The sequence below is a fragment of the Polynucleobacter finlandensis genome, assembly GCF_018881755.1.
Lineage (GTDB): Bacteria > Pseudomonadota > Gammaproteobacteria > Burkholderiales > Burkholderiaceae > Polynucleobacter > Polynucleobacter finlandensis.
On the sequence record NZ_JACVPS010000013.1, the window covers coordinates 22,843 to 49,271 of the forward strand.

General features: G+C 44.1%; 29 protein-coding genes. 20 read left to right on the forward strand and 9 right to left on the reverse strand.

Annotated features, from left to right (window positions below):
• Positions 1-21 precede the first annotated feature (21 nt).
• From ICN49_RS09260 to flgA, 6 genes are all read right to left on the reverse strand, one after another.
• Positions 22-393 (reverse strand): hypothetical protein, encoded by a 372-nt coding sequence (locus tag ICN49_RS09260; protein WP_216167789.1) that lies wholly within the window; start codon positions 391-393, stop codon positions 22-24.
• Between the two features lie 138 nt (positions 394-531).
• Positions 532-1,305 carry a flagellin gene (locus tag ICN49_RS09265; RefSeq protein ID WP_216167791.1) on the reverse strand — a complete coding sequence of 258 codons (774 nt, stop codon included), beginning with the start codon at positions 1,303-1,305 and terminating at the stop codon, positions 532-534.
• Positions 1,306-1,447: 142 nt separating this feature from the next.
• Positions 1,448-2,227 (reverse strand): flagellin, encoded by a 780-nt coding sequence (locus ICN49_RS09270; RefSeq protein ID WP_216167793.1) that lies wholly within the window; start codon positions 2,225-2,227, stop codon positions 1,448-1,450.
• Positions 2,228-2,538: 311 nt separating this feature from the next.
• Positions 2,539-3,312 carry a flagellin gene (locus ICN49_RS09275; RefSeq protein ID WP_216167794.1) on the reverse strand — a complete coding sequence of 258 codons (774 nt, stop codon included), beginning with the start codon at positions 3,310-3,312 and terminating at the stop codon, positions 2,539-2,541.
• 25 nt (positions 3,313-3,337) lie between these two features.
• Positions 3,338-3,643 carry a flagellar biosynthesis anti-sigma factor FlgM gene (flgM, locus tag ICN49_RS09280; protein WP_216167796.1) on the reverse strand — a complete coding sequence of 102 codons (306 nt, stop codon included), beginning with the start codon at positions 3,641-3,643 and terminating at the stop codon, positions 3,338-3,340.
• Positions 3,644-3,792: 149 nt separating this feature from the next.
• Entirely contained in the window at positions 3,793-4,539 is a 747-nt protein-coding gene (flgA, locus tag ICN49_RS09285; RefSeq protein WP_216167798.1) for a flagellar basal body P-ring formation chaperone FlgA, read from the reverse strand.
• Between the two features lie 179 nt (positions 4,540-4,718).
• On the opposite strand from flgA, the gene flgB reads away from it, so the two are divergent.
• The 20 genes from flgB to ICN49_RS09385 all read left to right on the forward strand — a co-directional run bounded on the left by flgB (position 4,719) and on the right by ICN49_RS09385 (position 24,063).
• Complete coding sequence (flgB, locus tag ICN49_RS09290; RefSeq protein WP_216167800.1) at positions 4,719-5,150, forward strand: flagellar basal body rod protein FlgB; 432 nt, start codon at positions 4,719-4,721, stop codon at positions 5,148-5,150.
• Positions 5,151-5,167: 17 nt separating this feature from the next.
• Positions 5,168-5,578 carry a flagellar basal body rod protein FlgC gene (gene flgC / locus ICN49_RS09295; RefSeq protein WP_216167802.1) on the forward strand — a complete coding sequence of 137 codons (411 nt, stop codon included), beginning with the start codon at positions 5,168-5,170 and terminating at the stop codon, positions 5,576-5,578.
• 31 nt (positions 5,579-5,609) lie between these two features.
• The gene (locus ICN49_RS09300) at positions 5,610-6,320 is read left to right on the forward strand and encodes a flagellar hook assembly protein FlgD (protein ID WP_216167804.1); all 711 of its coding nucleotides are present in this window, start codon (positions 5,610-5,612) and stop codon (positions 6,318-6,320) included.
• Positions 6,321-6,349: 29 nt separating this feature from the next.
• Complete coding sequence (locus tag ICN49_RS09305) at positions 6,350-7,321, forward strand: flagellar hook-basal body complex protein (RefSeq protein WP_216167806.1); 972 nt, start codon at positions 6,350-6,352, stop codon at positions 7,319-7,321.
• A 53-nt stretch (positions 7,322-7,374) separates the two neighbouring features.
• On the forward strand, positions 7,375-8,115 hold the full coding sequence (locus ICN49_RS09310) for a flagellar basal body rod protein FlgF (protein ID WP_216167808.1): 741 nt from the start codon (positions 7,375-7,377) through the stop codon (positions 8,113-8,115).
• A 75-nt stretch (positions 8,116-8,190) separates the two neighbouring features.
• The gene (gene flgG, locus ICN49_RS09315) at positions 8,191-8,979 is read left to right on the forward strand and encodes a flagellar basal-body rod protein FlgG (protein WP_216167810.1); all 789 of its coding nucleotides are present in this window, start codon (positions 8,191-8,193) and stop codon (positions 8,977-8,979) included.
• A 31-nt stretch (positions 8,980-9,010) separates the two neighbouring features.
• Positions 9,011-9,706 (forward strand): flagellar basal body L-ring protein FlgH, encoded by a 696-nt coding sequence (locus ICN49_RS09320; RefSeq protein WP_216167811.1) that lies wholly within the window; start codon positions 9,011-9,013, stop codon positions 9,704-9,706.
• 87 nt (positions 9,707-9,793) lie between these two features.
• Positions 9,794-10,867, forward strand: a complete 1,074-nt coding sequence (locus ICN49_RS09325; RefSeq protein WP_255535490.1) for a flagellar basal body P-ring protein FlgI — start codon at positions 9,794-9,796, stop codon at positions 10,865-10,867.
• 13 nt (positions 10,868-10,880) lie between these two features.
• Positions 10,881-12,122: a flagellar assembly peptidoglycan hydrolase FlgJ gene (gene flgJ / locus ICN49_RS09330; protein WP_216167813.1), complete on the forward strand. Its 1,242-nt coding sequence runs from the start codon at positions 10,881-10,883 to the stop codon at positions 12,120-12,122.
• A gap of 503 nt (positions 12,123-12,625) precedes the next feature.
• Complete coding sequence (locus tag ICN49_RS09335; RefSeq protein ID WP_088527271.1) at positions 12,626-14,542, forward strand: methyl-accepting chemotaxis protein; 1,917 nt, start codon at positions 12,626-12,628, stop codon at positions 14,540-14,542.
• A gap of 21 nt (positions 14,543-14,563) precedes the next feature.
• A complete protein-coding gene (locus ICN49_RS09340) occupies positions 14,564-16,147 on the forward strand; it encodes a chemotaxis protein CheW (protein WP_088527272.1) in 1,584 nt (527 codons plus the stop codon).
• A 5-nt stretch (positions 16,148-16,152) separates the two neighbouring features.
• Positions 16,153-17,223, forward strand: coding sequence for a chemotaxis-specific protein-glutamate methyltransferase CheB (cheB, locus tag ICN49_RS09345; RefSeq protein ID WP_088527273.1), 1,071 nt, complete (start codon positions 16,153-16,155; stop codon positions 17,221-17,223).
• Positions 17,224-17,235: 12 nt separating this feature from the next.
• Positions 17,236-17,859 (forward strand): HEAT repeat domain-containing protein, encoded by a 624-nt coding sequence (locus ICN49_RS09350; RefSeq protein ID WP_088527274.1) that lies wholly within the window; start codon positions 17,236-17,238, stop codon positions 17,857-17,859.
• An 8-nt stretch (positions 17,860-17,867) separates the two neighbouring features.
• A complete protein-coding gene (locus tag ICN49_RS09355; protein ID WP_088527316.1) occupies positions 17,868-18,740 on the forward strand; it encodes a CheR family methyltransferase in 873 nt (290 codons plus the stop codon).
• The gene (locus tag ICN49_RS09360; protein ID WP_088527275.1) at positions 18,737-19,105 is read left to right on the forward strand and encodes a response regulator; all 369 of its coding nucleotides are present in this window, start codon (positions 18,737-18,739) and stop codon (positions 19,103-19,105) included. The genes ICN49_RS09355 and ICN49_RS09360 overlap by 4 nt, the downstream gene beginning before the upstream one ends.
• Positions 19,105-21,849 carry a chemotaxis protein CheA gene (locus ICN49_RS09365; protein WP_216167814.1) on the forward strand — a complete coding sequence of 915 codons (2,745 nt, stop codon included), beginning with the start codon at positions 19,105-19,107 and terminating at the stop codon, positions 21,847-21,849. The genes ICN49_RS09360 and ICN49_RS09365 overlap by 1 nt, the downstream gene beginning before the upstream one ends.
• Positions 21,849-22,088 (forward strand): hypothetical protein, encoded by a 240-nt coding sequence (locus ICN49_RS09370; RefSeq protein WP_088527277.1) that lies wholly within the window; start codon positions 21,849-21,851, stop codon positions 22,086-22,088. The genes ICN49_RS09365 and ICN49_RS09370 overlap by 1 nt, the downstream gene beginning before the upstream one ends.
• A gap of 12 nt (positions 22,089-22,100) precedes the next feature.
• Entirely contained in the window at positions 22,101-22,478 is a 378-nt protein-coding gene (locus ICN49_RS09375) for a response regulator (RefSeq protein ID WP_088527278.1), read from the forward strand.
• A 4-nt stretch (positions 22,479-22,482) separates the two neighbouring features.
• The gene (locus tag ICN49_RS09380) at positions 22,483-23,265 is read left to right on the forward strand and encodes a hypothetical protein (RefSeq protein WP_216167815.1); all 783 of its coding nucleotides are present in this window, start codon (positions 22,483-22,485) and stop codon (positions 23,263-23,265) included.
• Positions 23,266-23,274: 9 nt separating this feature from the next.
• Positions 23,275-24,063, forward strand: a complete 789-nt coding sequence (locus ICN49_RS09385; RefSeq protein WP_088527280.1) for a ParA family protein — start codon at positions 23,275-23,277, stop codon at positions 24,061-24,063.
• Positions 24,064-24,157: 94 nt separating this feature from the next.
• On the opposite strand, the gene ICN49_RS09390 is transcribed toward ICN49_RS09385, so the two are convergent.
• From ICN49_RS09390 to ICN49_RS09400, 3 genes are read right to left on the reverse strand one after another with little or no spacing between them, the layout of a single operon-like run.
• Positions 24,158-24,958, reverse strand: coding sequence for a flagellar motor protein MotB (locus tag ICN49_RS09390; RefSeq protein ID WP_088527281.1), 801 nt, complete (start codon positions 24,956-24,958; stop codon positions 24,158-24,160).
• 7 nt (positions 24,959-24,965) lie between these two features.
• A complete protein-coding gene (locus ICN49_RS09395; protein WP_088527282.1) occupies positions 24,966-25,706 on the reverse strand; it encodes a flagellar motor protein in 741 nt (246 codons plus the stop codon).
• Entirely contained in the window at positions 25,688-26,422 is a 735-nt protein-coding gene (locus ICN49_RS09400; protein WP_088527283.1) for an RNA polymerase sigma factor FliA, read from the reverse strand. The genes ICN49_RS09395 and ICN49_RS09400 overlap by 19 nt, the downstream gene beginning before the upstream one ends.
• Positions 26,423-26,429: the final 7 nt, after the last annotated feature.

The window sequence follows — 26,429 nt, forward strand, 5'->3', positions numbered from 1 at the left end:
GTAGCGGCATCCTTTTTTGTATTAAGCGACTGCATCAGCCTTTTTATAGTACGGCTGAGTGATGGTTTCAATCGAGGCAATAACAATGGTTAAGAAATCCATATTTTTAGTCTGAATGGCCCCATTGAGAATCTGAATACTGGTACTGTAGATATTTTTCAGCATAGTTCGATGTTGAGAATTTAATTTCTCATTGAGGTTCTCTTGAACCCATTGCAAACCCTCGCAAACCTCTAGTAATTTTGTATGCGTCACAACTGCATCAAATTCACCACCTTGAATTCGCTTTAGAATGATCACAACCGATTCAAACCAGCGTTGCTCAAAGCTTGCTCCAGACAGATTATCGTCAATGCTAACGTAGGATTTGAGAGCGTTTTGAGTTCCAAACATAGTGGTTCCTTAGGTATCGGGGGAATAATGAGAAAAAACTTGAATGGATATATGCTATTCCTGGGTCACAATTTTCAATCCATAAAAAAAGCCGGGATATACCCAGCTTTTCTCTAAGACGGAAAAATTAACTGACAATCAGCGGAAGATAGTTTGCACGGCAGCGGCAGATGTATTCATCTGGCTAACCAAGTAGTAGTCAATGGACTGTTGGTTATTCAATTGTTGTAATTCAGCTTGCATTGCTGTTTGATCTACGTTTTGAATAGAATCAATGGTGTTTTGCAGGTTAGTACCCAATGCAGCTGCATTTGCACCTTGAGCATTCAATGTTGCAAGTGAAGCGTTAACACCAGATTGACCTGTTGAAATGGCGTCAAGAGCAAGTTTAACGGCGGCGATGGCAGCAGTAGCGCCTGTGGATACGTCCTCTCCGGTTACATCAAGAGCTGTTACAACTGTGGCAGCAATCGTAGTTGTATTTGTGGATACAGGACCTGTTTGTACTGTCATAGCGGCAAATACATCAATATTATTTAACATGGTATTTATGGATATTGCATTCACTTGGCTAGCTAGAGAGCTAAATGTCGCTTGCAATGCAGTTTTATCAGTAGATTGCAAACCAGCATTGTTTGCTTGAGTGGCAATTTGACTCATTTGTTGCAAGAGGTTAGCCATTGAGTTCAGGGCTGTGTTAGCAACGTCCAAAGTGTTTTTAGATTGACCAATGTTTTTGCCAGCCTGTGTGTAACCTGTAACCTGAGTTGACAAACGTGTTACTTGACCACTTTCAGCTGAGTTCAAATTCTTTTTGCCGGTAGCTAATTGGTTTTGTACATCAGCAATTTTTGACTGGACGTCATTGATGCTGCTTGAAAGTGTTGATGCTAATGCTGTAATTGCGCTCATGATAGTTCCTCTATAGGTAAATATTAAGCAGTCAATTTCAGACTGCGAAACCTATTTTGATGTTAGAAACTCTATTTCAATCCATAAAAAAAGCCGGGATATACCCGGCTTTTTTAGCCTACATTACTTAACTGTTTAAGGATTAACGGAAAATCGTCAAAACTGCAGCTGCAGCTGTATTCATCTGGCTAACCAAGTAGTAGTCAATGGACTGTTGGTTATTCAATTGTTGTAATTCAGCTTGCATTCCTGTTTGATCTACGTTTTGAATAGAATCAATGGTGTTTTGCAGGTTAGTACCCAATGCAGCTGCATTTGTACCTTGAGCGTTCAATGTTGCAAGTGAAGCGTTAACACCAGATTGACCTGTGGAAATAGCGTCAAGAGCAAGTTTAACGGCGGCGATGGCAGCAGTAGCGCCCGCAGTAGTGGATACGTCCTCTCCGGTTGCATCAAGAGCTGTTACATCTGTGGCAGCAATCGTAGTTGTATTTGTGGATACAGGACCTGTTTGTACTGTCATAGCGGCAAATACATCGGCGCCATTTAGCTCGGTTGCAGTGGAAAGGCTCTCCACTTGTGTCGCTAATGAGCTAAAAGTCGCTTGCAATGCAGTTTGATCTGAAGCTTGCAAACCAGCAGTGCTTGCTTGAGTAGCAATTTGACTCATTTGTTGCAAGAGGTTAGCCATTGAGTTCAGTGCTGTGTTGGCAACATCTAAAGTATTCGAAGCTTGACCAATGTTTTGGCCAGCCTGTGTGTAACCTGTTACTTGGGTTGTCAAACGGGTTACTTGGCCACTTTCAGCTGAGTTCAAATTCTTTTTGCCGGTAGCTAATTGGTTTTGTACATCAGCAATTTTTGACTGGACGTCATTGATGCCGCTTGAAAGTGTTGATGCTAATGCTGTAATTGCGCTCATGATAGTTCCTTAAGTTTAAGTAAAGCAAACCACTATTGGTCTGCAATAAAAATAAAGCATGGTCATACCCAATGTATAAACATACCAACCTACTACAAGGACATCAGTGCGTGATACGTAGACCACATCAACAGTGCCATTTGTTAGTCTTACGACTAACTTGTTTCTAACTTCTAATGAAGTTAAGTTCTATATTCTCTTTATCGGCGGGTGGAAGGAAGACTTTAGGGTTGGCGTGAAGATAATTTAAATTATTTACAGCTTCTTCCTTTTTCCCCGGCCGTGCTGATGCTGAGATAGGTCTTTTCTTGCTAGCCTAGCTTGCTTAGTAGCGTATACACAGCTAAATTATTGTTCAGCATCTGCAGTTGGGATTGCAGTGCGGGCTTATCTAGATTTTGCAATGAGGCTAGCTGGGATTGTGAGCTTGTTGTAATGCCATTAATTGCATTTGCTTTTGCACTCAATTGTTTTGCGCTCGTCTTGAGTGATATTTGGCCGTTGTTTACGGTGGCGATAGCGCTGGCAATAGATGACAGCGCTGAATTTGCATCGGCAATGGATTCAAGCTTAATGCCTCCTAATGCCCCCATCGTAATCATGCCGTAGATATTAACTGGCTGAATATGGGTGCGAGAGGCGGGGGTATTATCAATGCCCGTTTTAACGTTAACGCCCGCAGTACCGCTTAATAGATTTGAGCCATTCACGCTAGCGGTAGTAGCAATTTTTCCGATATCAGTCACTAGTTTCTGAAACCGGTTATTCAAATTGATGGCGTCTAAATTGGAGAGGCTAGGGTTAGTTGCCTGGTTGGCAAGAGCCTGCATTTGGCGAAGCAAATCACCAATCGAGGTCAAACCTTTTTGAGCGCTAGTAATAACGCTTTGAGCTCCACCAATGCTTTGGGTTACGGCAGTGTATGCACTGGCATTGCTGGATAGGTTGGTGATCGTACTTTGATCAGCCGCGCTAATAATTTTGTTGCCAGTATTTAGCTGTGTCTTAATCAGGTTAATTTTCGACTGCGTGTCTCTTAAATAGCTTGAGTAGGCAGAATAGGCCGAGGGATTAATAGTGCTCATAGTGAGATATTCCTCAGCCTTGCGCTTACGGTTTGATTAAACCAACAGCGTTAGAAATCAGGCCATCAGCTACTTTGGCTGCGTCCACGGTAAAACTACCGCTGGCAATGGCACTCTTGATGTCTTCTACTTTGCCAGCATCAAATGCTGGACTTGCTGACACGGCAGCCTCTAAGGCTTTTAATTGACTCGATTTAGTAGCTGCAGTAGTGCCTGATGTAGAGGGTTGTTCAGCTAGTTTTTGGGCAGCTGAGCTAGCGCTAGCAGAAGCGCTTTCTGTTTTTTCAATGCCGGTATTGAGAATGCTTTTCAGTGAGTCATTGATTTTCATGGGGTATGCTTTGCGTAGTGATTGATTACATAACTTTTAACGGTAAATTTTCTTCAAACTTTAATAATCTACTCTTATCCACGCCTTTTCTCATTGTTTATTAAACAAATAACTTATCATTTTAAAAAGAATTAGTTATCAGATTGGCTCTATTTTGCATTCACTACCACTTGCCCACTTGCATTTGCCGTGCCAGTAATCACTTGCCCACCAATCATTCTGACTTGAACCACCTGCCCATCTGTTGCATTATTAATAGCCTGCCCCTCAGTGCTAACTGAAAAACCATTGCCTGCACTAACTACTCTAACGGTCTGATTTTGCTGAATAACTAATGTTTGTTTGAGCATATCTTGGCGAATGACACTGCCAGCTGTCAGGGACATTTTGACAGTACGCCCCAGAATTTGGGAGTTATTGGTAAAAATGCCCGCGGGCAGGGTAGTTAAATCCCCCTTTTGCATCTGTAACTCGCTATTTGCAATAACCTGTCCTTGGTAAAGTGGGGTTGCTGCGACAACATAGTCGGCAAAAATGCTGACGTTGGCCTGCACATAAAAAGTCCAGGAGGTGGGGGAGCTACAGCGAATACCCACCGAAGTTTTGCCCCAAGCACGGCTACCTGCTGGGAAGAACGCTTCTGGAGAGGGGCAAAATGCCAATCTGAGATTGGGGTCAATTGGGGTAACGCTGACTTCCACCTTGCCGGGAGACCCTACGCTCTGGGCGATCAAAAATTCTTTTGCTTTCAGGTTCAGAATTCTTAAATCCTGAGGTGCCTCGGTCTGGGATTGGGCGGTAACGGGGATGGCCAAAAAAAGAGCACCCATAATAGCTAGCAAGCCTATGGCTAGTCTGTTGAAGGGGGGTGGATGGTTTAACGTTGAAAAGCTCATGCCATGATTTTACGAATAGCGCAAATCATCAATGGGCAAATTAGCCTGTAAATTCCCCGTTTAATCCTTGGATTAAGAAAAGAGTAAACAAATTATATTACTTCACATGGAAGTAAAACATGACTCAATATATCTATCGGCAGGAAAAATATTTTCTTTAGTGCAAAAGGAAAAATAATATGACTGGCTTAGATTCAATCTTCGGTTTTCATGAGGCGGCCCTCAAGGTGAGAGAGCAACGCCAAGAATTGCTTGCCGCCAATATTGCTAACTCAGACACACCAAATTATAAGGCGAGGGATATAGATTTTTCTTCAGCCATGAAAAATGCCCTTGCAGTCAAGGAACGTTCAGTGGGTGGCGCAGGAGCAACTACAGGCATGGCTACAACTTCAGCTCTGCACTTGTCAAATGGTGCCACACCCTCTGCTGGCAATGGAAATTTTGGCGATGTGCTCTTTAGATCTTCGGTGCAAGACAGCGTTGACGGCAACACTGTTGACGGAGATGTAGAAAGAAATGCCTTTACCGATAACGCTATTCGCTATGAAGCCAGCTTAACAATGCTTAAGTCGGACATTAAAGACATGATGTCAGCGATTCAAGGTTAATTTAACAGGAGATCTTAATGTCATCCTTACTCAATATTTTTAATATTTCAGGCTCAGCCATGAGTGCTCAGTCTCAACGCCTAAACGTCGTTGCCAGTAACCTGGCCAACGTAGATAGCGCAACTAGTGCTAATGGCCAGCCCTACAAAGCCAAACAGGTTGTTTTTAGCGCCGTCGCTAGCGGCTCTCCCGAGGTTAATGGGGTTAAGGTGAAGCAGATTATTGAAGACACTTCACCACCCAAAATGGTGCACGATCCCCACAACCCATTAGCAGATGCCAATGGTTTTGTCTCGATGCCCAATGTCAATGTCACTCAAGAGATGGTGAACATGATTTCCACCTCACGGGCTTACCAAAACAACGTAGAAACCATGAATGCTGCCAAGTCAATGTTACAAAAAACATTGAGCCTTGGCCAATCTTAATCATCAATATAGCGGAACTTAGGAGAAAAATATGAGCACAATTCAGGGAGCTAGCACTTCAAATGCCAATGCATTGATGCAGGCAATGAATGGTGCCTCGGCATCATCCAATACAAGCACCAGCACATCAAGCTCTACATCAACATCTTCAGCTAAGTCACTACAAGACAACTTCATGACGATGTTGGTTGCGCAGATGCAGTATCAAGACCCAACTAATCCAGTTGATAGCGCCCAGATGACAAGTCAATTGGCACAGATTCAGACGGTGCAGGGCATTGGCAGTTTAAATACCTCAATGTCATCCATGGTGAGCAGCTTAAATGCTAGTCAAGCGTACCAAGCATCAAGCATGATTGGCCATACCGTGATGGTTTCTGGAAATGCATTCCAGTTAACGAGTGGTCAAGGTTCTTTTGGCGTTCAACTACCTTCCTCTGCAGATAGTGTGAAAGTCAATGTGATTAATTCAGCCGGCCAAACTGTTAATACCATTAATTTAGGCGCACAAGCTGGCGGCACAATTCCAGTAGCTTGGAATGGAAAAGATGCTAGCGGTATTACAGCTCCCGATGGTGCTTACTCATTCCAAATTGCCGCTACCTCTAGCGGTAAAGCAGTGGCTGCAACAGGCCTAACTTATGCAGGGGTAAGTAGCGTGGCTAATGGTGCTAATGGCGTCACATTAAATCTGGATAACAACTCAACAGTTGGTATCGCCAACGTAATGCAGATTCTTTAATTTTAATAATTCACTCTTAGGAGACCGACATGTTCTTTGATCAAGGTTTAAGTGGTTTAAATGCAGCAGCCCAGAGTTTACAAGTTTTGGGAGAAAATATCGCCAATGGCAGCACTGTTGGATATAAAACGGCCCGAGTGAATTTCACAGACATTATGGCTAATACATTAAACACTGCAAGCTCTGGTGTGAGTCTACAAACTGGCGCTGGCCCAGTCAGCTCTAATATTCAGCAGCTCTTTACTCAAGGCACCATTACTACCACAACCAACCCATTGGATGTTGCTATCAATGGAAGAGGTTTTTATCAGCTTACAGATCCAACTACAAGTAAGATTTCGTATACACGTGATGGCCAATTCCAGATTAATAATACTGGCAACTTAGTAAGCGCTGGTGGACAAAAGGTCTCTGGCTATGCAGCGGTTGGCGGCGTCGTCGGAGCGACTGTTACACCATTAAATTTAAGTGGCTTTGGATCGTTTCAAGGAAACTCTGCTTTGGGTTTAACCGCTGATGCTAACAGCACCTTATCTGGTTACAGCATTAATCCTGACGGTACTATCGTCGGAACTTATGCAGTGAGTACGACATTGTCCGCACAAGCCACTGCAGCGGCTGCGTTAATTGTGCCAATTGCCCCAAGCACAACATTAACCGTAGCACAGCAGACTCAGCTTACGGCCTTAAACGCTGTAAGTAACTCCCCATCAACTCAGGTTACTTTGGGTCAATTGGCATTGGCAAGCTTTCCAAGTGAAACGGGTTTAAGTGCATTGGGAACCAATTCTTGGGTTCAAACATCGCAGTCAGGTGCACCAACCATTGGAGCGCCGGGTGTTGGTGGCTTAGGTGCACTACAGTCATCTGCGGTGGAGACGTCAAATGAAGACCAAACGTCTGACATGGTTGGCTTGTTAGCTGCGCAGCGTGCATATCAAGCCAATGCGCAAACCATCAAAGCCGAAGATCAAATGGCGCAAACCTTGGTTAACTTATAGGCTAATTCGCCTTAATTATTTAATTTCATAATCGCAAACGGAAAGGGAAAAATATGGATCGCATGATTTTTACAGCAATGACAGGCGCTCAGCATATTCTCGATCAACAGGCTACCAACTCTCATAATTTGGCTAATGCCACATCTACTGGGTTTAAGGCGCAGATTGATACTTTCCGCGCAGTGCCAGTGATTGGTGATGGTTTGGCTACTCGCACCATGGTTGTAAATGCAACATCGGGTGCGGATTTCACGCCAGGTGCAATTCAACAAACAGGTCGCAGTTTAGATGTGGCTGTAGAGGGCAAAGGTTGGTTCTGTGTGCAGCGTGCTAATGGCGCTGAGGGTTATACCCGCAACGGATCGTTTAAGGTGAGCGCCAATGGTATTTTGCAAACAGCCAGTGGACTTAATGTATTAGGTGATGGTGGCCCAATTAGCATCCCGCCAAATGCCAGCATTACTATTGCTGGTGACGGCTCTATGTCAAGCGTTAATGATGGTGAGGTCCCTCAGCTCACAACGCCACTAGATCGCCTGAAATTAGTCAATCCAGAGGAAACTAATTTGGTGCGCGGGGACGATGGTTTATTCAATACTCGCAATGGCGCTCCTGCCCAGGCTGATGCCACGGTCAAAGTGGTGCATGACGCCCTGGAAAGCTCGAACGTCAACGTGGTGCAGGGGATGGTCAATATGATCTCCTTGGCTCGTCAGTTTGATATTCAAATGAAGCTGATGCAAAACGCTGAGAGTAACGACAGTAAAGCGGCTCAACTCTACAGTTTGGCTTAAGTCTTTTTGTGAAAAGATACTCATTAATGATTGTTGGTTAACTTCAAAGTTGGCTTATATAAAAGGAAATAAAAAATGATTCGCTCTTTGTGGATTGCAAAAACAGGTTTAGATGCGCAACAAACGCAAATGGACGTGATTACCAATAACTTGGCAAACGTGAGCACGAATGGTTTTAAACGTTCACGCGCAGTGTTTGAAGATTTGCTCTATCAAAATATGCGTCAAGCAGGAGCGCAATCCTCTCAGCAAACGCAATTGCCATCAGGGATGCAATTAGGTACTGGTGTAAAGCCCGTAGCAACAGAGCGTATTTTTTCACAAGGGAACTTGCAACAAACAAGTAATAACACTGATATTGCGATTAACGGTAGTGGCTTTTTTCAGGTATTAATGCCAGATGGTAGCGCAGCGTATACCCGTGATGGTAGCTTTCAGATGAATGCTACAGGGCAATTAGTTACTGCAAGTGGCTACACAGTGCAACCCGCTATTACGATTCCTGCTAATGCACAGAGCGTTACGGTTGGTCGTGATGGCGTGGTGTCGGTTACTTTACCTAATTCAGTAGCGGTAACGCAAGTAGGTACCATTCAGCTGTCTACATTTATAAACCCAGCTGGCCTAAGCGCTAAGGGTGAAAACTTGTATGTAGAAACGGCTTCTTCGGGGAATCCGAATACAACGACACCCGGCCTAAATGGTTCAGGTATTTTGCAACAAGGTTACGTAGAGACATCGAACGTGAACGTCGTTGAGGAAATGGTCAATATGATTCAAACTCAACGTGCTTATGAGATCAATAGTAAGGCCGTTTCAACTTCAGACCAAATGCTGCAAAAGTTAGCGCAACTGGGCGGTTAATTACTGCTAGCTTGAATCAAAATATTTGCACATGAAAAAACAATTTCTATCTCATTGGTTTTGTACTCCCAGTTTGGTATTAAAAGTCGCCGCAGGATTCGGGTTCGTATCCGTATTGGGCGCCTGCTCTGTCACGCCAAGCACCATTACACAAAACCCGGGCACTGCCAAAACATCAATTTACACCATGCCAGAGCCAAGCCCTGGATCAATCTATAGCCCCGCTAGCTATCGTCCTATGTTTGAGGGACGTCGCGCGCGTATGGTGGGTGATATTGTGACAGTGAATATTGTTGAAAATACTGCAACCACCAAAGATGGTGGTGGTTCGGCTAGTAAAAAGGGTACGGCTAACAGTGCATTTGCCAATATGTTTAGTAATATCGTAGAGCCAACCTTTAAGACGAGCAATGACAGTGGTTATGAAGCAAAAGCGGCAAACAATACAAGTAATACCTTTAACGGATACATTACGGCTTCCGTAGTGGATGTGAAGCCCAATGGACACTTGGTTGTGGTTGGCGAAAAGCAGGTCGCCTTTGATCAAGGCGTGGAATTTGTGCGTTTCTCTGGTGTCGTTAACCCGGACATGATCACTACCAATAATACGGTGTCCTCAAATACAGTAGCGGATGCCAGAATTGAGTACCGCACCAACACTACTTTAGACTGGGCTAACTTTGGCACCATGGTGAACCGCTTTTTCTTGAGCATTGCACCTTTTTAATTCGGACTTATGCAATTCTTAATTAAACTTTTTCTTCGCTTATTTACGTTATCTCAGACCATATTTGCGTATGGCGGCATCGTTCTAATGATGACTGCGGTATCTCCGGCACATGCTGAGCGTATCAAGGATTTGGCGAACATTCAGGGGGTCCGTGATAACCAATTGATCGGTTACGGTTTGGTGGTTGGCCTTGAGGGTACTGGCGACCAGACAACTCAAACGCCATTTACTTTGCAAACGACGATTAGCATGTTGCAAACAATGGGTGTTACCTTGCCGCCTGGATCGTTTACGACCATGCAATTAAAAAATATTGCGGCTGTGATGGTGACCACTACGCTACCAGCCTTTGCACAATCTGGCCAAACATTGGATGTTACCGTTTCATCCATGGCAAATGCTAAAAGCATTAAAGGCGGCACTTTATTAATGACGCCTTTAAAGGGTGCTGATGGAAATACCTATGCGATTGCGCAGGGCAACCTTGTAGTCGCAGGAGCAGGGGCTTCTGCCAATGGAAGCTCCACTTTAATTAATCAATTGAGCGTTGGTCGAATTTCAGCTGGTGCTACGGTTGAGCGGACTATTCCCAATAATATTGCCCAGCTAGAATTTATTAACTTAGAATTAAAAGAGTCTGATTTTTCTACAGCCATGTCAACTGTTAAGGAAATTAATAAGGCCTTTGGCCAGGATATTGCCTTTGCAAGGGATGCCCGTGTGATTTCGGTTCGCCCCAACAATACTGACGGTAATCGCGTCGGATTTTTAGCTGCATTAGAGTCTCTCAACGTAAATCGTGCCAAGGGGAGCGCCAAGGTTATTATCAATGCCCGCACTGGTTCAATTGTCTTAAATCAATCGGTTACCTTAGATAAATGTGCCGTGGCGCATGGTAATTTAAGTGTGGTTATTAGTACTGCACCGGTTGTTAGTCAACCCAATGCATTTGCAAATGGTAGAACTGTTGAATCCAAAGTATCGCAAATCTCGATCAATCAAGATCCAGGTAATGTAATTCAGCTCGGTGGCGGTACTTCGCTTTCAGATGTGGTGAGAGCGCTCAATGCCGTTGGTGCAACACCCCAAGATCTTTTGGCTATTTTGCAGGCAATTAAAGCGGCCGGCTCTTTGCGTGCTGATCTAGAAATCATTTAACCACTTCAGACTTATGGCTAACTCCATTAATTCATCAGGCACTGTTGATCTTACGAATCAGCTGGCCATGGACGCCAATGGTTTAAGCTCTCTAAAGCGCTCTGCCAAAGCGGATTCACCGGAAGCGATTAAAGGCGTTGCCAAACAATTTGAAGCCGTATTTGTCAATATGATGCTCAAGAGCATGCGCGATGCAACGCCCAAAGAGGGGCTGTTTGATAGCGAGCAAAGCAAGATGTTTACATCAATGCTAGATCAACAGCTAAGTCAAAAGATGGCTGATAAGGGGATTGGCTTGGCGGATATATTGGTAAGGCAGTTAACCAAGGCTAAATCTAGCGCTGCAAATATTGCAAAAGACAGCTCGCCACTACCCTTAGCTAATAACTTTCATACTTTGAATGCAGTGAAATCTACTAGCACTCTGAATGCTGCAAAAGTGGAGTCGAATCAGGGTGCAGGTAATACTGCTAAGTCTTCCAAAATCAAAGCGTATCAAGAAGCCGCCGCTCAAGCTCCAAACATCCCGTTAGCACGGGATGCCACTCTTGAGGCTGTATTAAATACCGCCCTTGATCGCAGTGATGATGTAGAAGATGCCGATCAAACGATGTTCTCCGTGAATGCCCAATTAAATGAAATTGCGCAGCCTTGGATTAAAGACGCTGTAGGTAAATTAGATCAAGCATCAGGTGAGTTGAAAGGCAATATTTCAGATGCCATAAAAAATCAAATCCTACCAATAGGTATGGGGTTAGTTAATAAGGTGACAACAGCAGCTTCTGTTGTGGCGAAAAATATCGCTAGCGGCAGCTTCGTTAATAGAATGGCTACTCATGCCCAAAAAGCTAGCCAAGAAACAGGCTTGCCAGCAGATTTTATGATGGGGCAAGCAGCCCTTGAGACTGGCTGGGGTAAGAGAGAGATTAATGGTCTTGACGGCCTGCCAAGTAATAACTTATTCGGTATTAAGGCAAATGCAAGTTGGACTGGAAAAGTGGTCACCGTACAAACGAGCGAATATATTAATGGAATCAAGCAGCCAAAAATTGAAAAATTTCGCGCCTATGATTCCTATGCTGAGTCATTTAAAGATTTTGCCAACATGATTAAGAATAGCCCGCGCTATCAAAATGTCATGAATAACTTGCAAAGCGCTACTGACTATGCTCAGGCGCTCCAGAGTGCAGGTTACGCTACCGATCCCCAATATGCTCTAAAGTTGGCCGGCACAATTAAGCAAATTCAGCCTTAAAAAAACTCTTTAGGCTTGGTAGGCTATTTTAGCCAGCCCTATAAAAACTTGTAAATCCAAATTTTAAGTGCTGCAAATAATCTTCAGAGCAGATCATTCCTTTGCAATCCACATCATTATGAACGTCCCAAGTAAGCGACCTTACGAGAGCAGACCATGTTGTCTCAATTGAGCTATGTGACGGAGCTTGTCTCTTGTTCATGTAGGACCTTGTCTTAAGCTTTGTTCATTGACTGACCTTCATTGAAACTTATAAAAAAATTTTAATGCAAACCTATGAGATAGCTGGGTTTCCTCGCTCTTATTCGCTAATTCAATTTGTCATTCAAATAGTAAAGTCATCCCTAAATCTCGGTGAAGGCTTATGAAATCTGGAGGCAAAGGGGATTTGGTGGTGAGGAAAAATACGGAAGCTTAATCATTTCAATTTTTATATTAAGAAGTCATAAACACAGCATTATTTTTAAACTTATTTAACGAATAAACCTCTTTAGGAGAAATACATGGCACTAGTTAAAAAACCAACCGCATCAACTGCAAGTTTAGGCGCAGATATTAAGGGTAATGCAGCTTCCAATCGTGAGGCTGATGCCGCGCGTAAAAAAGCAAGAACCCTGGGCAAGCAACAACAGGCTGCTGAGCGTATTGCCGCTGCAACTGCCGAATTGGCTTCGGGTATTGCTGAAGCTGCCGCTGCAACCGAAGAGTTAAAGCGTATATCAGATCAAATTGCCACGGTCGCAGAAGAAGCGTCTGGCGCGGCCCAGGAATCATTAGCTGGGTTTACGCAGGTAGCGGGCGCTATTGATCGCCAGCTACAAAATGCTGACATTAGCCAGTCTAAATTAGAGGCAACTCAAGGTTTGATCGTTTCAACTAGCAATGATATTGCTGAGCTTATTACTAATGTAGGTATTGCCGCTCAACGTCAAGCAGCTTCAGTAACAATGGTTATCGAGCTGGAAAAGCAAGCGGCTAACATCGGAGATATCGTTAAAGCTGTTGCCCGTATTGCTGATCAAACTAATCTATTGGCATTGAACGCTGCAATCGAAGCAGCTCGGGCTGGGCAGCATGGCAAGGGATTTGCTGTTGTTGCTGATGAAGTCAGAACTTTGGCAGAAACTTCAGAAAAGAGCGCCAAACAGATTCAAGAGTTAGTCGGTCAAATTCAAGATGATGTGAAGAATATTGCAACGGGTATTAATACTTCTGCAGAAACTATGGAATCTGAGGCAGTTAAAGCTCAAGTAATCACAGTTCAGAATGAACAAATTCGTTTAGATACAATCGCTTGCGTTGTCGGTATTCAGGAAATTGCAACGGGCGCAACCCAATCTAACGCTGCCGCTGAACAGGCATTGAAGGGCTCACAGGATATAGCTGCTGCTGCAGAAGAGCAATCTGCTGCTGCCGAAGAGGGTGCTAAAACCGTTGATGAGCAAGGCTCAGCATTAGCCCAAGCAGAACAAGCAGCTCAGTCTTTAGCTGAATTGAGTGAAGATCTTAAAAACTCTACCGATGTGGCTAAGAGCGCTGAAGAGGTAGCTTCTTCTGCCGAACAATTATCTTCTGCAGTACAAGAAATTAATCGTGCTGCTGCGCAAGTAATGACTGCCATAGAGCAAATTAGTAGAGCTGCTGGAACACAGTCTGCAGCCGCTGATCAATCTGCCGCTGCCATTACCCAAATTGAAACTGGTTTAGAGGTTTCACAGGCTCGTGCAACAGACATTGGCTCAAAAATTACAACCATTCAATCTCTCTTGGGAGTTAATAAGACAAGTGTTGATGCTTTGATCGTTGGAATTACTACCTCTGTAGAGGCAACTATTGAAAGTGTTAAGAAGGTCAAAGATTTAGAGCTGGTATCCCGTCGTATTGATAAGATCGTTGAAGCAATTTCAACTGTATCCATTCAAACCAATATGTTAGCTGTTAACGGTGCTATTGAAGCGGCTCGTGCCGGTGAGTTCGGTAAGGGTTTTGTAGTAGTTGCTACTGACATTCGTAATCTGGCACATGATTCCTCTGAAAATGCTGATCGCATTAAAGATTTGGTTAAGGCAGTTCAGGATCAAATTACAGTCGTGGGACGTGATTTAGAGGAGATTGCAGTAACTGCAAATACTGAGATTGAAAGAGCAAAAGCAAGCACTACCAACTTAGTCATTATTGAATCTGACATGGGTATTGTAGATAAAGGTACTCAGGAAATCTTAGCTGCCTCTAATGAAATAGCCACTACTATTGGCCAGGTCAAAAAAGGTATTGAGCAAATTGCGAATGCGGCTACTGAAGCCTCTACAGCAGCTGCTCAAGCAGCGAGCGCTGCTAAGCAACAATCTGATGGTGCCGAAGAATTAGCCTCCGCGATCGAGGAAATTGCTTCTTTGGCTGATGAATTACAAAGCGCTTAATAGCTTAAGGAAATCCATAACATGACAAACGATACCCAAATGAATGGGATTGATGAGTCGATGGTGCTGGAGGGGGCGGCTGAAGTTAGCCGCACCGATACCCGTCAATTTGTTACTTTCATAGCTGGTAATGAAGTATTTGCAGTAGATATGGCGCCTGTGCAAGAAATTATTCGTGTACCGGATGTTGTACGCGTGCCATTGGCGCCTAGCACTTTAAACGGGCTTGCCAACTTACGTGGCAAGGTACTCCCAATCATTTCTTTGCGCCGGATGTTTGGTTTTGAAGATTTAGCGCATGATGACTCTACCCGTGCTGTTGTGGTTGATTTAGGTCAGCCACTGGGTTTCGTGGTGGATCGCGTGGCTAGCGTGGTTGGAGTGGACGTGAGCAAGATCGAGGGCGTTGGTGGTATTAGCAGTGCGATTAATACCGAATTGCTTTCCGGCATGATCAAAGACGTAGGCGGTCATGCCATGATTATGATTCTCAACTTTGAGAAATTGATCGAGCATGAATTTTCCCAAATTGCCTTGATTGCTAAAACAGCTAATCTAGGCGATGCGCATGCAAGCGGGATGAATGCTGAAGCTGAGATTGCAGAGTCTAATGATGAATTGCAATTAGTCAGCTTTGATGTGGCTGATCAAGAGTATGCAATTGACATTAATGATGTGCAGGAAATCGTTCAGGTTCCTGACAATATTATTCATGTGCCACGTTCACAAGCCCATGTAATTGGTGTAATGACTCTACGTAATCGTCTTTTGCCACTAGTCTCTTTGCGCAAAATGTTTGCATTGCCTGATAAGCAGCTTGATGAAACTAGCCGTATTGTCATTTTGACCTTAGGCGGTGTTTCTGTTGGTATTGCAGTTGATGGCGTTAGTGAAGTCTTGCGTGTGGCCAAGGCTCACGTAGATGCGATGCCTGCCATGTTAGCGCGCGAGGGCAATCTCTCAGATATTTCAGAAATCTGCCGATTGGATGACGGTAAGCGTTTGGTATCCATTATTACTGCGCGCAATCTTTTCGACCACTCTGCAATTAAAGAGGCATTGAATGCCGTGAATAATATGGATCAAGATAATACTCAAGAAGTCCTTACGCACGAAGAGGGCATTGACGATGACGAACAAGTAGTCATTTTCTTACTCGATAAAGAAGAGTTTGGCGCAGCTATCACTAGCGTGCAAGAAATCGTTCGCGTTCCAGAGGATTTAGTTCGTGTGCCACATGCAGCAGACTTTGTTGAGGGCGTTATTAATTTGCGCGGTAGTGTATTGCCCGTGATTGATTTAAGAACTCGTTTAGGTTTGGAAGTAGTGGAGCGTTCTGATGGTCAGCGCATTATGGTGTTCTTAATTAACGGAATGCGTACAGGGTTCATTGTTGATCATGTCGCAGAAGTTCTTAGAATACCTAAAGCAGCGATTGAGCAGTCTCCAAAATTGTCAGTAGAACATGGCAAGCTCTTGTCTCGTATGGCTAATCTTGAGAAGCAAAAACGCATGATTCAGTTAATTGACACTGAGCATTTGATTGCCGGTGATGATTTACTGAAGTTGGCAGCGGTGACCAAGACTCAAGCGAGTGTGGAGTAATAAAGGTGATTCGATTATTGATCGTTGATGATTCGGCGCTGATGCGCCGTCAATTAACAACCTTATTTGAGGCTGAAGGGGATTTTGATATCCGCCATGCCAGAAATGGGCGTGAGGCTGTCGAACTCAATCGCGAGTTTGAGCCTCACGTGATCAGTTTAGATATAAATATGCCCGATATGGATGGCTTAACGGCCTTATCCCTGATTATGGCCCAACGTCCTGTTGGGGTGGTGATGGTGTCATCCCTTACTGAAAAGGGCGCATTAGCTACTTTTGAAGCCTTACATTTAGGTGCGATTGATTATGTCGCTAAACCTGGCGGTACGATTTCATTGTCGATTGATGTCATTAAAGACGATCTGATCTCGAAAATTCGGGCCGCTTCGCGTGCTCGCCTCAAGGGTAAGACTTCTGTAAAGACTTTATCTGAGCGCATGCGCGATGATCGGGCTAGAACTATTAGCAATGCCAAGAAGATGCGACCTAAAAGTCAGCATGGTGATGGCTTGGTATTAATTGGCGTATCGACAGGCGGACCACGAACCTTAGAAGAAATTTTGCCGCAGTTACCAGCGGATTTTCCGTGGCCCATTTTAGTAGCACAACATATGCCAGCTGCATTTACTAAGTCTTTTGCAGATCGCTTAAATAACGTTTGCCCATTGAGGGTATCAGAGTTATCGCAGCCCACTGTCATTGAGCCTGGCCATATTTATATCGGTAAGGGCGGTGCGGACATGCTGGTAGCCAATAGGGTTGGTCGATTGATGGCAATACCTAAGCCAGAAAATACGGATTTCTTGTGGCACCCTTCGGTTGAGTTATTGGGGCGTTCAGCACTTGAGCACGTTAATCCTGAGGCCATCATTGGAGTGATGTTGACGGGTATGGGCTATGACGGAGCGGATGCATTTTCTGAAATTAAGAGTCGAGGTGGCAAGACGATTGCTGAATCAGAAGAGTCGGCAGTGGTATTTGGTATGCCAGCCGAATTAATCGAACGCAAAGGCGCGAGCGTCATTTGTACATCGGACAAAGTAGCATCGCAGCTCAATCGTTGGGCTGGGTTTTAAAAGGAAATTATTGTGGCATTAATTAAAAGTAAAGCCTTGCCCCAAGCTGTTGAGTTAACTGCTGAAGAAAAACCTAGCTGTGAAAGTTTGCTTGCACAACTGTCAGATGAAAATCCGGAAACACGTCGCTGGGCAGCACGCGATATGTTGCATTGCGAAGATGCCAGCGAAGCATTGGTATCGCGCCTAAAAATAGAGTCTGAACTTTCTGTCCGAGAAGTCATTTTGACAGCCTTAATTCACTTAAAGAGCCCCAACTCGATTGCTGGACTGGTTGAATGTTTACGCAGCGAGGACCCATCCTTGAGGAACGAAGCTCTGGAAGCGATGAAGCAGCTTCCTGACTTGGTTGCCCCAATTATGGTCGATCTTCTCAATGATGAGGATCCTGATGTCAGAATTTTCTCAGTCAATATTTTGGAGTCCTTACGTCATTCCGATGTTGAATCGTGGTTAATCGGCGTAGTTGAAGAGGATCCCCATGTCAATGTCTGCGCTACAGCTTTGGATTTACTCAGTGAAGTGGGTACTGAGGCTGCGATGGTAGCAATTCCAAAAATAAAGGCTCGTTTTGCTGATGAACCTTATATCCAATTTGCTGCCGATTTGGCTTTCAAACGCATAACAGAATGCTAAAAAATACGATGTCTAGGACCGCCTTACGTAAGACGGGCGAAATTACTATTAGCGAAGAGGACTTTAATAAGTTTCGGGAATTCTTCTATCGCAAAACAGGAATTAGTTTTGAGTCAAGCAAACGTTATTTTGTTGATAAACGCTTGATTGACCGTGTCAATGCTACTGGTAGTGAAAATTTCCGTAGTTATTTCATTATGCTGCGCTTTCAAGCCTCTGGCGAAGAGCTGCAATTTTTAACCAATGCAATGACTGTGAATGAAACCTATTTCATGCGTGAGGAAGATCAATTTAAGTGCTTAGTTGATTCTATCTTGCCGGAAATTATGAAGCGTAAAGCTGCCACTAGAAACAGGCTCATTCGAATTTGGAGTATTCCTTCATCCTCCGGAGAGGAGCCATATTCAATTGCAATGTGTCTACTAGAGCGATGGGCTGATATTCACGAGTGGGATATTGAAATCATCTCCTCAGATATTGATACGGGTATTTTGCATAAGGCGAAGATTGGGCGCTATTCCGAGCGCTCAATTCAAAAATTACCCAAGGCATGGCTCAATAAATACTTCCGCCGCGTTGGTGAGGGGTATCAGATTAATGATGACTTGAGGGAGGCGGTTGAGTTCACCCGTGTAAACCTTACTGAACCTGCCGATACACGTCCTTACCGGAACTTCGATGTTATTTTCTGTCGTAATTTACTTATTTACTTTGATGACGTTTCACGCAAAACAGCGGCTGAATGTTTCTATGATGCGCTAACACCTGGCGGCTTTATATGTTTAGGACATTCTGAATCCATGAGTCGCATCTCCCCGCTATTTAAACCGCGTAAATTCCCTGAAGCCGTAATTTACCAAAGACCCCTGGAGGCAAGATGAAGCGCATCCTAATTGTGGACGATGCTGCCACTGTACGTATGTACCACCGAAATATTCTCGAATCCGCCGGCTTTGTAGTTGAAGAAGCGGTGAATGGATTAGAGGCACTCGAAAAAGCATTACAAACACCATTTGATTTGTACTTGGTAGATATTAATATGCCGAAATTGGATGGATTTGGTTTCTTGCGCGAGCTGCGTAGTGAAGCAATTCCTCAAGCCCCGGCGATTATGGTTTCAACTGAATCTGAGGCGAATGATCGGTTAAATGCTTATAAAGCTGGTGCTAATGTGTATTTAGTGAAGCCAGTGAAGCCGGTGCAACTCCTAACGCATGCCCACTTATTATTAGGGGAGTCACGCTAATGAATCCGCTTCTAGAGCAATTTCTAGCTGAGGCACGTGAATTTCTCCAGGGAATTGGAGAGAAGCTCATAGAGTTGGAGCGCACTCCAGATGATGCTGATTTAGTAAATGAATTATTCCGACTGGTGCACACACTGAAGGGAAATAGCGGTTTATTTGATTTTCCGGAAATGATTCGCGTATTACATGCCGGTGAAGATTTAATGGATGTTGTGCGAAATGGTAAGACCCTGTATTCACAAGAGCTAGCGGATCGATTGCTAGATGCAATGGATTTTGTCGGTTTGCTGTGTGACGAGATTGAGAGTGGCGGCGTAATCGCACCATCAAGAGCGACGGATTCTGTCAAGTTGGTGGAATCTTTGCGCGCCTTGATTACATTTCACCCATCAGATCATGATTCCGCCCCAAAAGATGCTGCAATAGGCGCTTCAGAAGTAGTGGAACTACCATCCGCACAATTGTTGAGCAGTATTCCGGAATCTGCACGTATGTCAGCCTACGTAGATGGAGGATCGCTTTATTGGATTCGCTACACTCCGATTTCTGAATGCTTCTTCCAGGGTGAAGATCCTTTTTACACCTCTAGAAGAGTGCCGGGATTATTGTGGGGAAGAGGTAGTTCACGTGCGGATTGGCCTGCGATGGCAGATTTCAATGCCTATGAATGCGCGCTTGATTTTTATGTACTTAGCAATGCATCAAAAGAAGAATTGCTAGCCCATTATCGCTATGTCCCTGATCAAATTCAGATCTGCGCAATCGACCCACTCTTTTTGGTTATCCCCCAGGGGGACCCAAACGGCGGTCCAGTATACGAGGACTTCGTAATCGAGGCATTGCAGCTCTTAGACGCAGATGATTTTGAGGGTTTAAACCAAGCTGCTCAAACTATGATTGAGCTCAGTAGCCCAGATTTATGGTTTTCTTCTGCTTTACGTTGGTTAATTGTTCTACTTCAATCTGAACCAAAGAATTGTTCTGCCATTTGCGCATTGATTTTCTCTTTACGCACTTTGGATACGCCAAATTGGTGCGATATAAAGATGGAGTCTACCGATCTTGCAATAAATAATGATGCTTCATCAGCATCCAATGTGATTGAATTGGTGACCAACCCAACACCAGCCAACATTATTTTTGATGACCTTTCAGAGGAAGAAGTTGAGGCCTTAGAGGACATCCTGGTTGATCAACGGCAAATTTTACTCTTAGAAGATCGCCCAAATTGGGTTGCTGGGCGATGGACATCTGTTGCCGGCACCTTAGTTAATTGTTTTGTGGCTAGTGGAAACGCAGATGCAAAAGGGGAGATTGAGGATGCACTAGCGCAATCTATCGCCACAATGAATCCGACCCCTTTATTGTATTGGCTCGACTCCCGCCTAGGTCTCATTGGCAAAGAGAGCTCTGGGCAAACCCCGGACTCAGCGTTATCCACGGCGGATGATGCTTTGTATGCGGCAATGATGGAGGACTCCGGTACTGCTATAGAAGGCACTATTCCTGTGGCCACAAAGAGTCAGGATACGCAGAAATTTGGTAAGCGTACAGATGAAACTATAGCTGCTCCGAAGAGTCTTAAGGTTGATCAAGTCAAGATTGATCGTTTGATGAATCTCATTGGCGAGATGGTTGTCTCTAAGAATGCATTGCCATATTTAGCGCAACGTGCTGAAGATCAATTTGGTGTACGTGAGTTATCGCGTGAAATCAAAACACAATATGCGGTAATCAACCGTATTGCTGAAGAGATGCAAGATGCCATCATGCAGGTTCGTATGATGCCCGTATCGTTTGTATTTCAGAGATTCCCACGGCTAGTACGTGATATATCGCGCAAGCTAGGAAAAGAGGTTAACCTGGTTTTAGAGGGTGAAGATACCGAGGCAGATAAAAATATTATCGAATCTTTAGCAGACCCATTAATTCATATTCTTCGCAATAGTTTGGACCATGGCCTAGAGACACCTGATATTCGTAAGGCTGCCAAAAAACCCACTACGGGCACCTTAACTATCCGCGCTGCACAAGAGGCCGATCAAGTCATTATTGAGATCCAGGATGATGGCAAAGGAATTGACCCGGTTGCAATTAAGCGCAAGGCTTATGAAAAGGGGATCATTGACGAGGCAACTTTCGAACGCATTACCGATGCTCAAGCCGTCAACTTAGTATTCACAGCAGGCTTTTCAACTGCTGAAACCATTTCAGATCTTTCTGGTCGTGGCGTTGGGATGGATGTAGTGAGATCTGCTGTAGAAGGAGTGAATGGCACTATTGTTTTGGACAGTGAAGTGGGTAAGGGTACTCGTATCCGCATCTCATTACCCCTCTCTATGGCCGTTACCAAGGTGATGATTGTGGAGTCTGACCAACAGATATTTGGTGTACCAATGGATCATGTGGTGGAAACTGTGCGCGTACCACGTCATGCCATTCGCGCCATTAAAAATAATCTGACAACTCTATTAAGGGGGCGACTCATTCCCTTGAAAAATCTTAATGCACTTTTAGATATTCCCGCTAATCAATTATCTAATGAACATGATGAGTTGGCGGTACTGGTTGTTCGAATAGGGTCTGAGTCAGTAGGTCTTGTGGTGGATAACTTTAATGAAACGATAGACGTGATTCAAAAGCCGCTGGATGGTGTGTTGGGTGGCTTATCGGCTTACTCTGGTTCCGCCTTGATGGGCAATGGATCCGTTTTGATGGTGTTGAATGTGAAGGAGATTGTGTAATGTCAATTGAATTCAAGAAAAAAAAGGCCTTCTTTAAGGAAGTGGTTGGGGTTGAGGAGGCCGAGAGTCTATTGCAGTGGATTTCAGATAACCCTAGCGGCAAGATTGATTTGAATTCCTGTACCCATCTGCATTCAGCAAATCTACAAGTGCTCGTTGCTTGTAAACCCTTTATTTCTGCCTGGCCACAGGATGCATCTCTACGTGTGTGGCTAGAAAACTCTTTAATTAATAAGTAAGGACTGATTTCCATGTCAAAAAAAATATTCCTAGTAGATGACTCAGCGACTATGCTGAGCACTCTTAAAACATCCCTCATGATGAATGGGTTTGAAGTTGATACTGCCTGCGATGGTGTTGATGCCTTGAGCAAACTAAAGGCAGGCGCATTCAAACCAGACTTGATCATTACGGATGTCAATATGCCCAATATGGATGGCTTAGAACTAATTAAAAACCTACGGTCTTTACCAGCCTTTCGTTTTATGCCGATACTCATTTTTACTACAGAGAGTCAATCTGCTAAACGTGAAGAGGGTAAAAAATTAGGTGCCACTGGCTGGTTGGTGAAGCCAACTTCCGCTCCAACTCTCGTGGGAATTATTAAGGAAGTGCTTCCTGGGGCTTAATTTTATGGAAATTCAAAAAAAACTCCATTTCGGCGCACTTCCCAGCTACACCATTTCCCTCGGTGTAGGGATTGTTTTGTCTGTACTTGCTTTTAAGTTGGCGCAAAACTTGCCTGAGAATTCGATTTTGCCCTATGCAACTGGAGCGATTGTCTTGGTTGGTTTGGCTGTTTATCACATCCTATTTACCCGCTCAATTAATCGGCATATCGAAGAGGCTATTAAGACTCAGCAGATATGGGTTAAAAGTCGTCAGTTAAACGATGAGAACTACAGGCGCTTACAAGTTTTTTTAGGCTCTATTCCTGAGTTAAATAAGTTGTTAGAGGCTCACTTGGCATTTATTAATGAATCCACTGAAAAAGCTTCTTTAGCCATTATTTCTAAACTTTTCTTGATGGAGGAGTGGGTTGCGCAAATTTTGAAGGAGTTAGATGGCCAGAAATTGCAGATCCCATCGGCGATCCTGTCACAAGAATCTTTTATTGAAATGCGACATGCCATTATTGATATTCTTTCACATACCCAATTTCAGGATATTAGTAGACAGCAAATTGAAGTAGTGACAAAGGGTCTCGCTCTATGCGCGCAGTACTCTGATGAGGTGGCTCATATTCTGGACTCAAATAATCCTGAACCTTTGACTACTCCGAATTTACAGAGTGAGTCGATGAAGGCCTTACGTGAGAGCTACACCATGGAAGCGCAGCGTATTGTGCACTTTAATGCTACGGGTGATGACTCTGCATTAGATGTGGCAGGACGCCCGGCGATCGAATTATTTTAAGAGTGGTTTGTGTTTAAGCTCGTCATATCGAATCGCAAAGGCGGTACAGGAAAGACAACTGTATCGGTCAATTTAGCCGCAGAGCTTGCGGCTATTGGTAAGAGGGTGCTTCTGATTGACTTGGACTCTCAAGGACATTGCGCGGTAGGTTTAGGTTTGAAATTGACCTCAGATTCACCGACCATTCATGATCTTTTTTCTAAGCCTGGAACACCTCTATCAAAAACCATTCATATTACTAATTTTGCTAATTTAAGTATCGCCCCAGCAGATACCTTATTTGAGCATGGTAGTGGACTGCGAGACCCTCGCTTATTGGTTAATAGCTTCGCCGAACTGGAGCTAGCCTCTAGTTATGATGTGGTGATTATGGATACACCGCCGTCGCATGACGTTCTCTTATTAAACGCATTGACAGCAGCTAATTTCATTCTGGTTCCGTTTGTCCCTCACCCACTGTCATACGAAGGATTGCGACAGCTGATGCGAGTACTATTTAAGGTAATTTCTCGAGAAAATCGAACATTAAAGATTGCCGGTTTTTTACCGATTATGAGCTCTCAGAAAGTTCGTCAACATCATGCCACTAAGGGGGATGTCAGTAGGCAATTCGGAGCCTCGAGGGTCTTACGGGGTATTCGCAATGACATTGCTCTTGCTGAGGCATTTGCTGTAGGAAAGCCGATCCGCTATCATTCGCCTAAAAGTCGTGGCGCAAAAGATTTTGCTGATTTGGCTCAAGGCATATTAGACTTAATCGAAGCTAGACAAGCCATCTCCATTAACCAAATCCTTTAGGGAAAAAATCTGCTCCCATTTTTTTTGGGGTTGGTTGAGGGATAGAGCGCCAAAAAGAGGTCCCTAAACTTGAAGAGGGGGTGGGCTCTTAGATCTACTCCCCCTTTGTTTGCAGCAAATCCGACCCTGGCTGCTCAGCTTTATCTCGCAAAATCATGATGGAAACTCTGCGATTGCTCGCCTTGCTCTCAGCGGTATCGTTTGAGGCGATTGGCCGAGATGCCCCAAAGCCGCTTGCGCTTAGGCGGTCTTCGCTAATACCTTTTTGAGAAAAGACATTGAGAACGGTTGTGGCACGAATTGCAGAAAGCTCCCAGTTGGATGGAAATGATTTGTTTTTAATTGGAGCATTGTCTGTATGCCCTTCAATTGCAATAGATTGGCCACTATTTAGGAGTATGGGTGCGATTTGCTCTAAGGTGTCCAAGCCTTCTGTATTGGCGATTTTGGTGGACCCAGGATTAAAGAGGTAGCTGTCTTTAATGTCGATACGGATCCCTCTCGGGGTTTGTGATACTCCAATTTTCCCGGCAAGAATGAGAGGCTTTAGAGCCTTAGTTAGGTCTTTTTCCATCTTGATCAATGCGAGATTGTTTTTTGATTTAGAGGAGAGGATGGGATCGATTATTGCGGGAATTTTACTGATTTGCTTATCTTTAAACTCTGAATTCTCGGTCGAACCCCCAGGTTCTTTATTGTCAAGTGATTTACTTTTAGTAGGATTGAAGGCGCTATTCATGGAGCTAGATAATTGACTATATTTGCTTTGATTGACCGAAGAGCTCGAGTACATCACCACAAAAAAGGCAAACAATAAGGTAATAAAGTCGGAATACGATACAAGCCACCGATCATGGTGCTCTATCTCTTCTGGTTGCCGAACTCTTCGCTTCATTGCCGACTTAGATTAAGTATCCAGAAAGACGCTCATCAATAATGATAGTGTGTTCGCCATTAGCTATCGATGAGAGGGAATCGATAATCATTTCATATCTTGAAACCTCAGTTTGGGTAATCCCTTTTAACTTATTGGCAATTGGTATAAAAACAAGATTAGCTAAACCTACACCGTAGATAGTTGCTACAAAAGCAACTGCAATACCGCTACCAAGCATCGCTGGATCAGCTAGATTTTCCATGACGTGAATGAGCCCAATGACCGCCGCCAAGATGCCAATGGTAGGGGCATAGCTTCCTGCAGAATCCCATACTTTAATTGCGCTACGCTGATTCACTTCGTATTGATGTAATTCGTTCTCACAAATATCACGGATGGTTTGAGGGGCTATTCCATCAATCACTAGGCGTAGACATTTTTGGGTTAGAGGATCTGGCTCATCATCTAAAAAGCGCTCTAAGTGGAGCGTGCCTTCTTTTCGGGCTACTGAGCTCCACATAGAAATGCGATGTGCAATCTCCAAGCGATTATCGACTGGGTTGATAAAAATCCAGCGAATTTGATTTAGGGCGCTAAGGAAATTGGCGGACTTGCTTTGCAATAAAACCGCCCCGAACGTTCCGAAAACAACAATCACAAATGCTGAGGGCTGTAGAAGGGACGAAAGTTTTCCGCCATCAATTGATTGGCCAATAAAAATACCTAGTAGTGCGAGGGTTAAACCGCCTATGCTGGCCCAGTCCATAATTGCTCTTTAAGTATTGAGCGTATCCGGGCCACTGCTTGGCTATGCAGTTGGGATACGCGCGATTCAGTCACATTCATGACGGCGCCAATTTCTTTCAAATTTAGTTCTTGCTCGTAATACAGTCCCATCAGTAATTTTTCACGTTCAGGTAGCTTATCCACGGCATCTTTAAGGGCACCCTTAAAGCCCCTTGCGAGCAATACATTGATCACATCGCTCGAGTCATTTTTGACATGGCGATCTAAAAAATGATCTTCGTCATCCGTTTTTTGAAAATCCTCAAAGTAAATAAGTTGATGGCCACCACATTCGGTAAGAAGTTGGTGGTAGTCGCTAATGCTGATTTTTAATTGCATTGCGACTTCTGACTCAGTGGGCGCTCTGCCCAAGCGTTGTTGTAGCCCATGTATAGCCTTTTCTACATCACGCATTTGCTTTCTAATGCCTCTTGGCAACCAATCCGCACTTCGTAATTCATCCATCATCGACCCATGAATACGTTGCGATGCATAGGTTTTAAATTGAGCGCCTTTATTTTCCTGATATCGGCTAGCGGCATCAAGCAGACCTATCATGCCGGCCTGGATCAGGTCGTCAATCTCTACGCTAGCAGGAAGTTTGGCCTTGACTTGATAGGCCATTTTTTTGACTAGATCGGCATATTGAATGACTATACCTTCAGCATCGTTGATCTTGCCCGTAGCCGTATACATAGATGAC

What these genes read in the sequence shown, in the direction of transcription:
- ICN49_RS09300 (WP_216167804.1), top strand. Translation starts at nt 5,610, where the DNA reads ATGAGCACAATTCAGGGAGCTAGCACTTCAAATGCCAATGCATTGATG.
- ICN49_RS09335 (WP_088527271.1), top strand. Translation starts at nt 12,626, where the DNA reads ATGGCACTAGTTAAAAAACCAACCGCATCAACTGCAAGTTTAGGCGCA.
- ICN49_RS09270 (WP_216167793.1), bottom strand. Translation starts at nt 2,227, where the DNA reads ATGAGCGCAATTACAGCATTAGCATCAACACTTTCAAGCGGCATCAAT.
- ICN49_RS09355 (WP_088527316.1), top strand. Translation starts at nt 17,868, where the DNA reads ATGTCTAGGACCGCCTTACGTAAGACGGGCGAAATTACTATTAGCGAA.
- ICN49_RS09320 (WP_216167811.1), top strand. Translation starts at nt 9,011, where the DNA reads ATGAAAAAACAATTTCTATCTCATTGGTTTTGTACTCCCAGTTTGGTA.
- ICN49_RS09340 (WP_088527272.1), top strand. Translation starts at nt 14,564, where the DNA reads ATGACAAACGATACCCAAATGAATGGGATTGATGAGTCGATGGTGCTG.
- ICN49_RS09325 (WP_255535490.1), top strand. Translation starts at nt 9,794, where the DNA reads ATGATGACTGCGGTATCTCCGGCACATGCTGAGCGTATCAAGGATTTG.
- ICN49_RS09395 (WP_088527282.1), bottom strand. Translation starts at nt 25,706, where the DNA reads ATGGACTGGGCCAGCATAGGCGGTTTAACCCTCGCACTACTAGGTATT.
- ICN49_RS09305 (WP_216167806.1), top strand. Translation starts at nt 6,350, where the DNA reads ATGTTCTTTGATCAAGGTTTAAGTGGTTTAAATGCAGCAGCCCAGAGT.
- flgM (WP_216167796.1), bottom strand. Translation starts at nt 3,643, where the DNA reads ATGAAAATCAATGACTCACTGAAAAGCATTCTCAATACCGGCATTGAA.
- flgC (WP_216167802.1), top strand. Translation starts at nt 5,168, where the DNA reads ATGTCATCCTTACTCAATATTTTTAATATTTCAGGCTCAGCCATGAGT.
- ICN49_RS09360 (WP_088527275.1), top strand. Translation starts at nt 18,737, where the DNA reads ATGAAGCGCATCCTAATTGTGGACGATGCTGCCACTGTACGTATGTAC.
- ICN49_RS09380 (WP_216167815.1), top strand. Translation starts at nt 22,483, where the DNA reads ATGGAAATTCAAAAAAAACTCCATTTCGGCGCACTTCCCAGCTACACC.
- flgA (WP_216167798.1), bottom strand. Translation starts at nt 4,539, where the DNA reads ATGAGCTTTTCAACGTTAAACCATCCACCCCCCTTCAACAGACTAGCC.
- ICN49_RS09370 (WP_088527277.1), top strand. Translation starts at nt 21,849, where the DNA reads ATGTCAATTGAATTCAAGAAAAAAAAGGCCTTCTTTAAGGAAGTGGTT.
- flgJ (WP_216167813.1), top strand. Translation starts at nt 10,881, where the DNA reads ATGGCTAACTCCATTAATTCATCAGGCACTGTTGATCTTACGAATCAG.
- ICN49_RS09375 (WP_088527278.1), top strand. Translation starts at nt 22,101, where the DNA reads ATGTCAAAAAAAATATTCCTAGTAGATGACTCAGCGACTATGCTGAGC.
- ICN49_RS09275 (WP_216167794.1), bottom strand. Translation starts at nt 3,312, where the DNA reads ATGAGCACTATTAATCCCTCGGCCTATTCTGCCTACTCAAGCTATTTA.
- ICN49_RS09400 (WP_088527283.1), bottom strand. Translation starts at nt 26,422, where the DNA reads ATGTATACGGCTACGGGCAAGATCAACGATGCTGAAGGTATAGTCATT.
- ICN49_RS09260 (WP_216167789.1), bottom strand. Translation starts at nt 393, where the DNA reads ATGTTTGGAACTCAAAACGCTCTCAAATCCTACGTTAGCATTGACGAT.
- ICN49_RS09265 (WP_216167791.1), bottom strand. Translation starts at nt 1,305, where the DNA reads ATGAGCGCAATTACAGCATTAGCATCAACACTTTCAAGCAGCATCAAT.
- ICN49_RS09390 (WP_088527281.1), bottom strand. Translation starts at nt 24,958, where the DNA reads ATGAAGCGAAGAGTTCGGCAACCAGAAGAGATAGAGCACCATGATCGG.
- flgG (WP_216167810.1), top strand. Translation starts at nt 8,191, where the DNA reads ATGATTCGCTCTTTGTGGATTGCAAAAACAGGTTTAGATGCGCAACAA.
- ICN49_RS09365 (WP_216167814.1), top strand. Translation starts at nt 19,105, where the DNA reads ATGAATCCGCTTCTAGAGCAATTTCTAGCTGAGGCACGTGAATTTCTC.
- ICN49_RS09310 (WP_216167808.1), top strand. Translation starts at nt 7,375, where the DNA reads ATGGATCGCATGATTTTTACAGCAATGACAGGCGCTCAGCATATTCTC.
- flgB (WP_216167800.1), top strand. Translation starts at nt 4,719, where the DNA reads ATGACTGGCTTAGATTCAATCTTCGGTTTTCATGAGGCGGCCCTCAAG.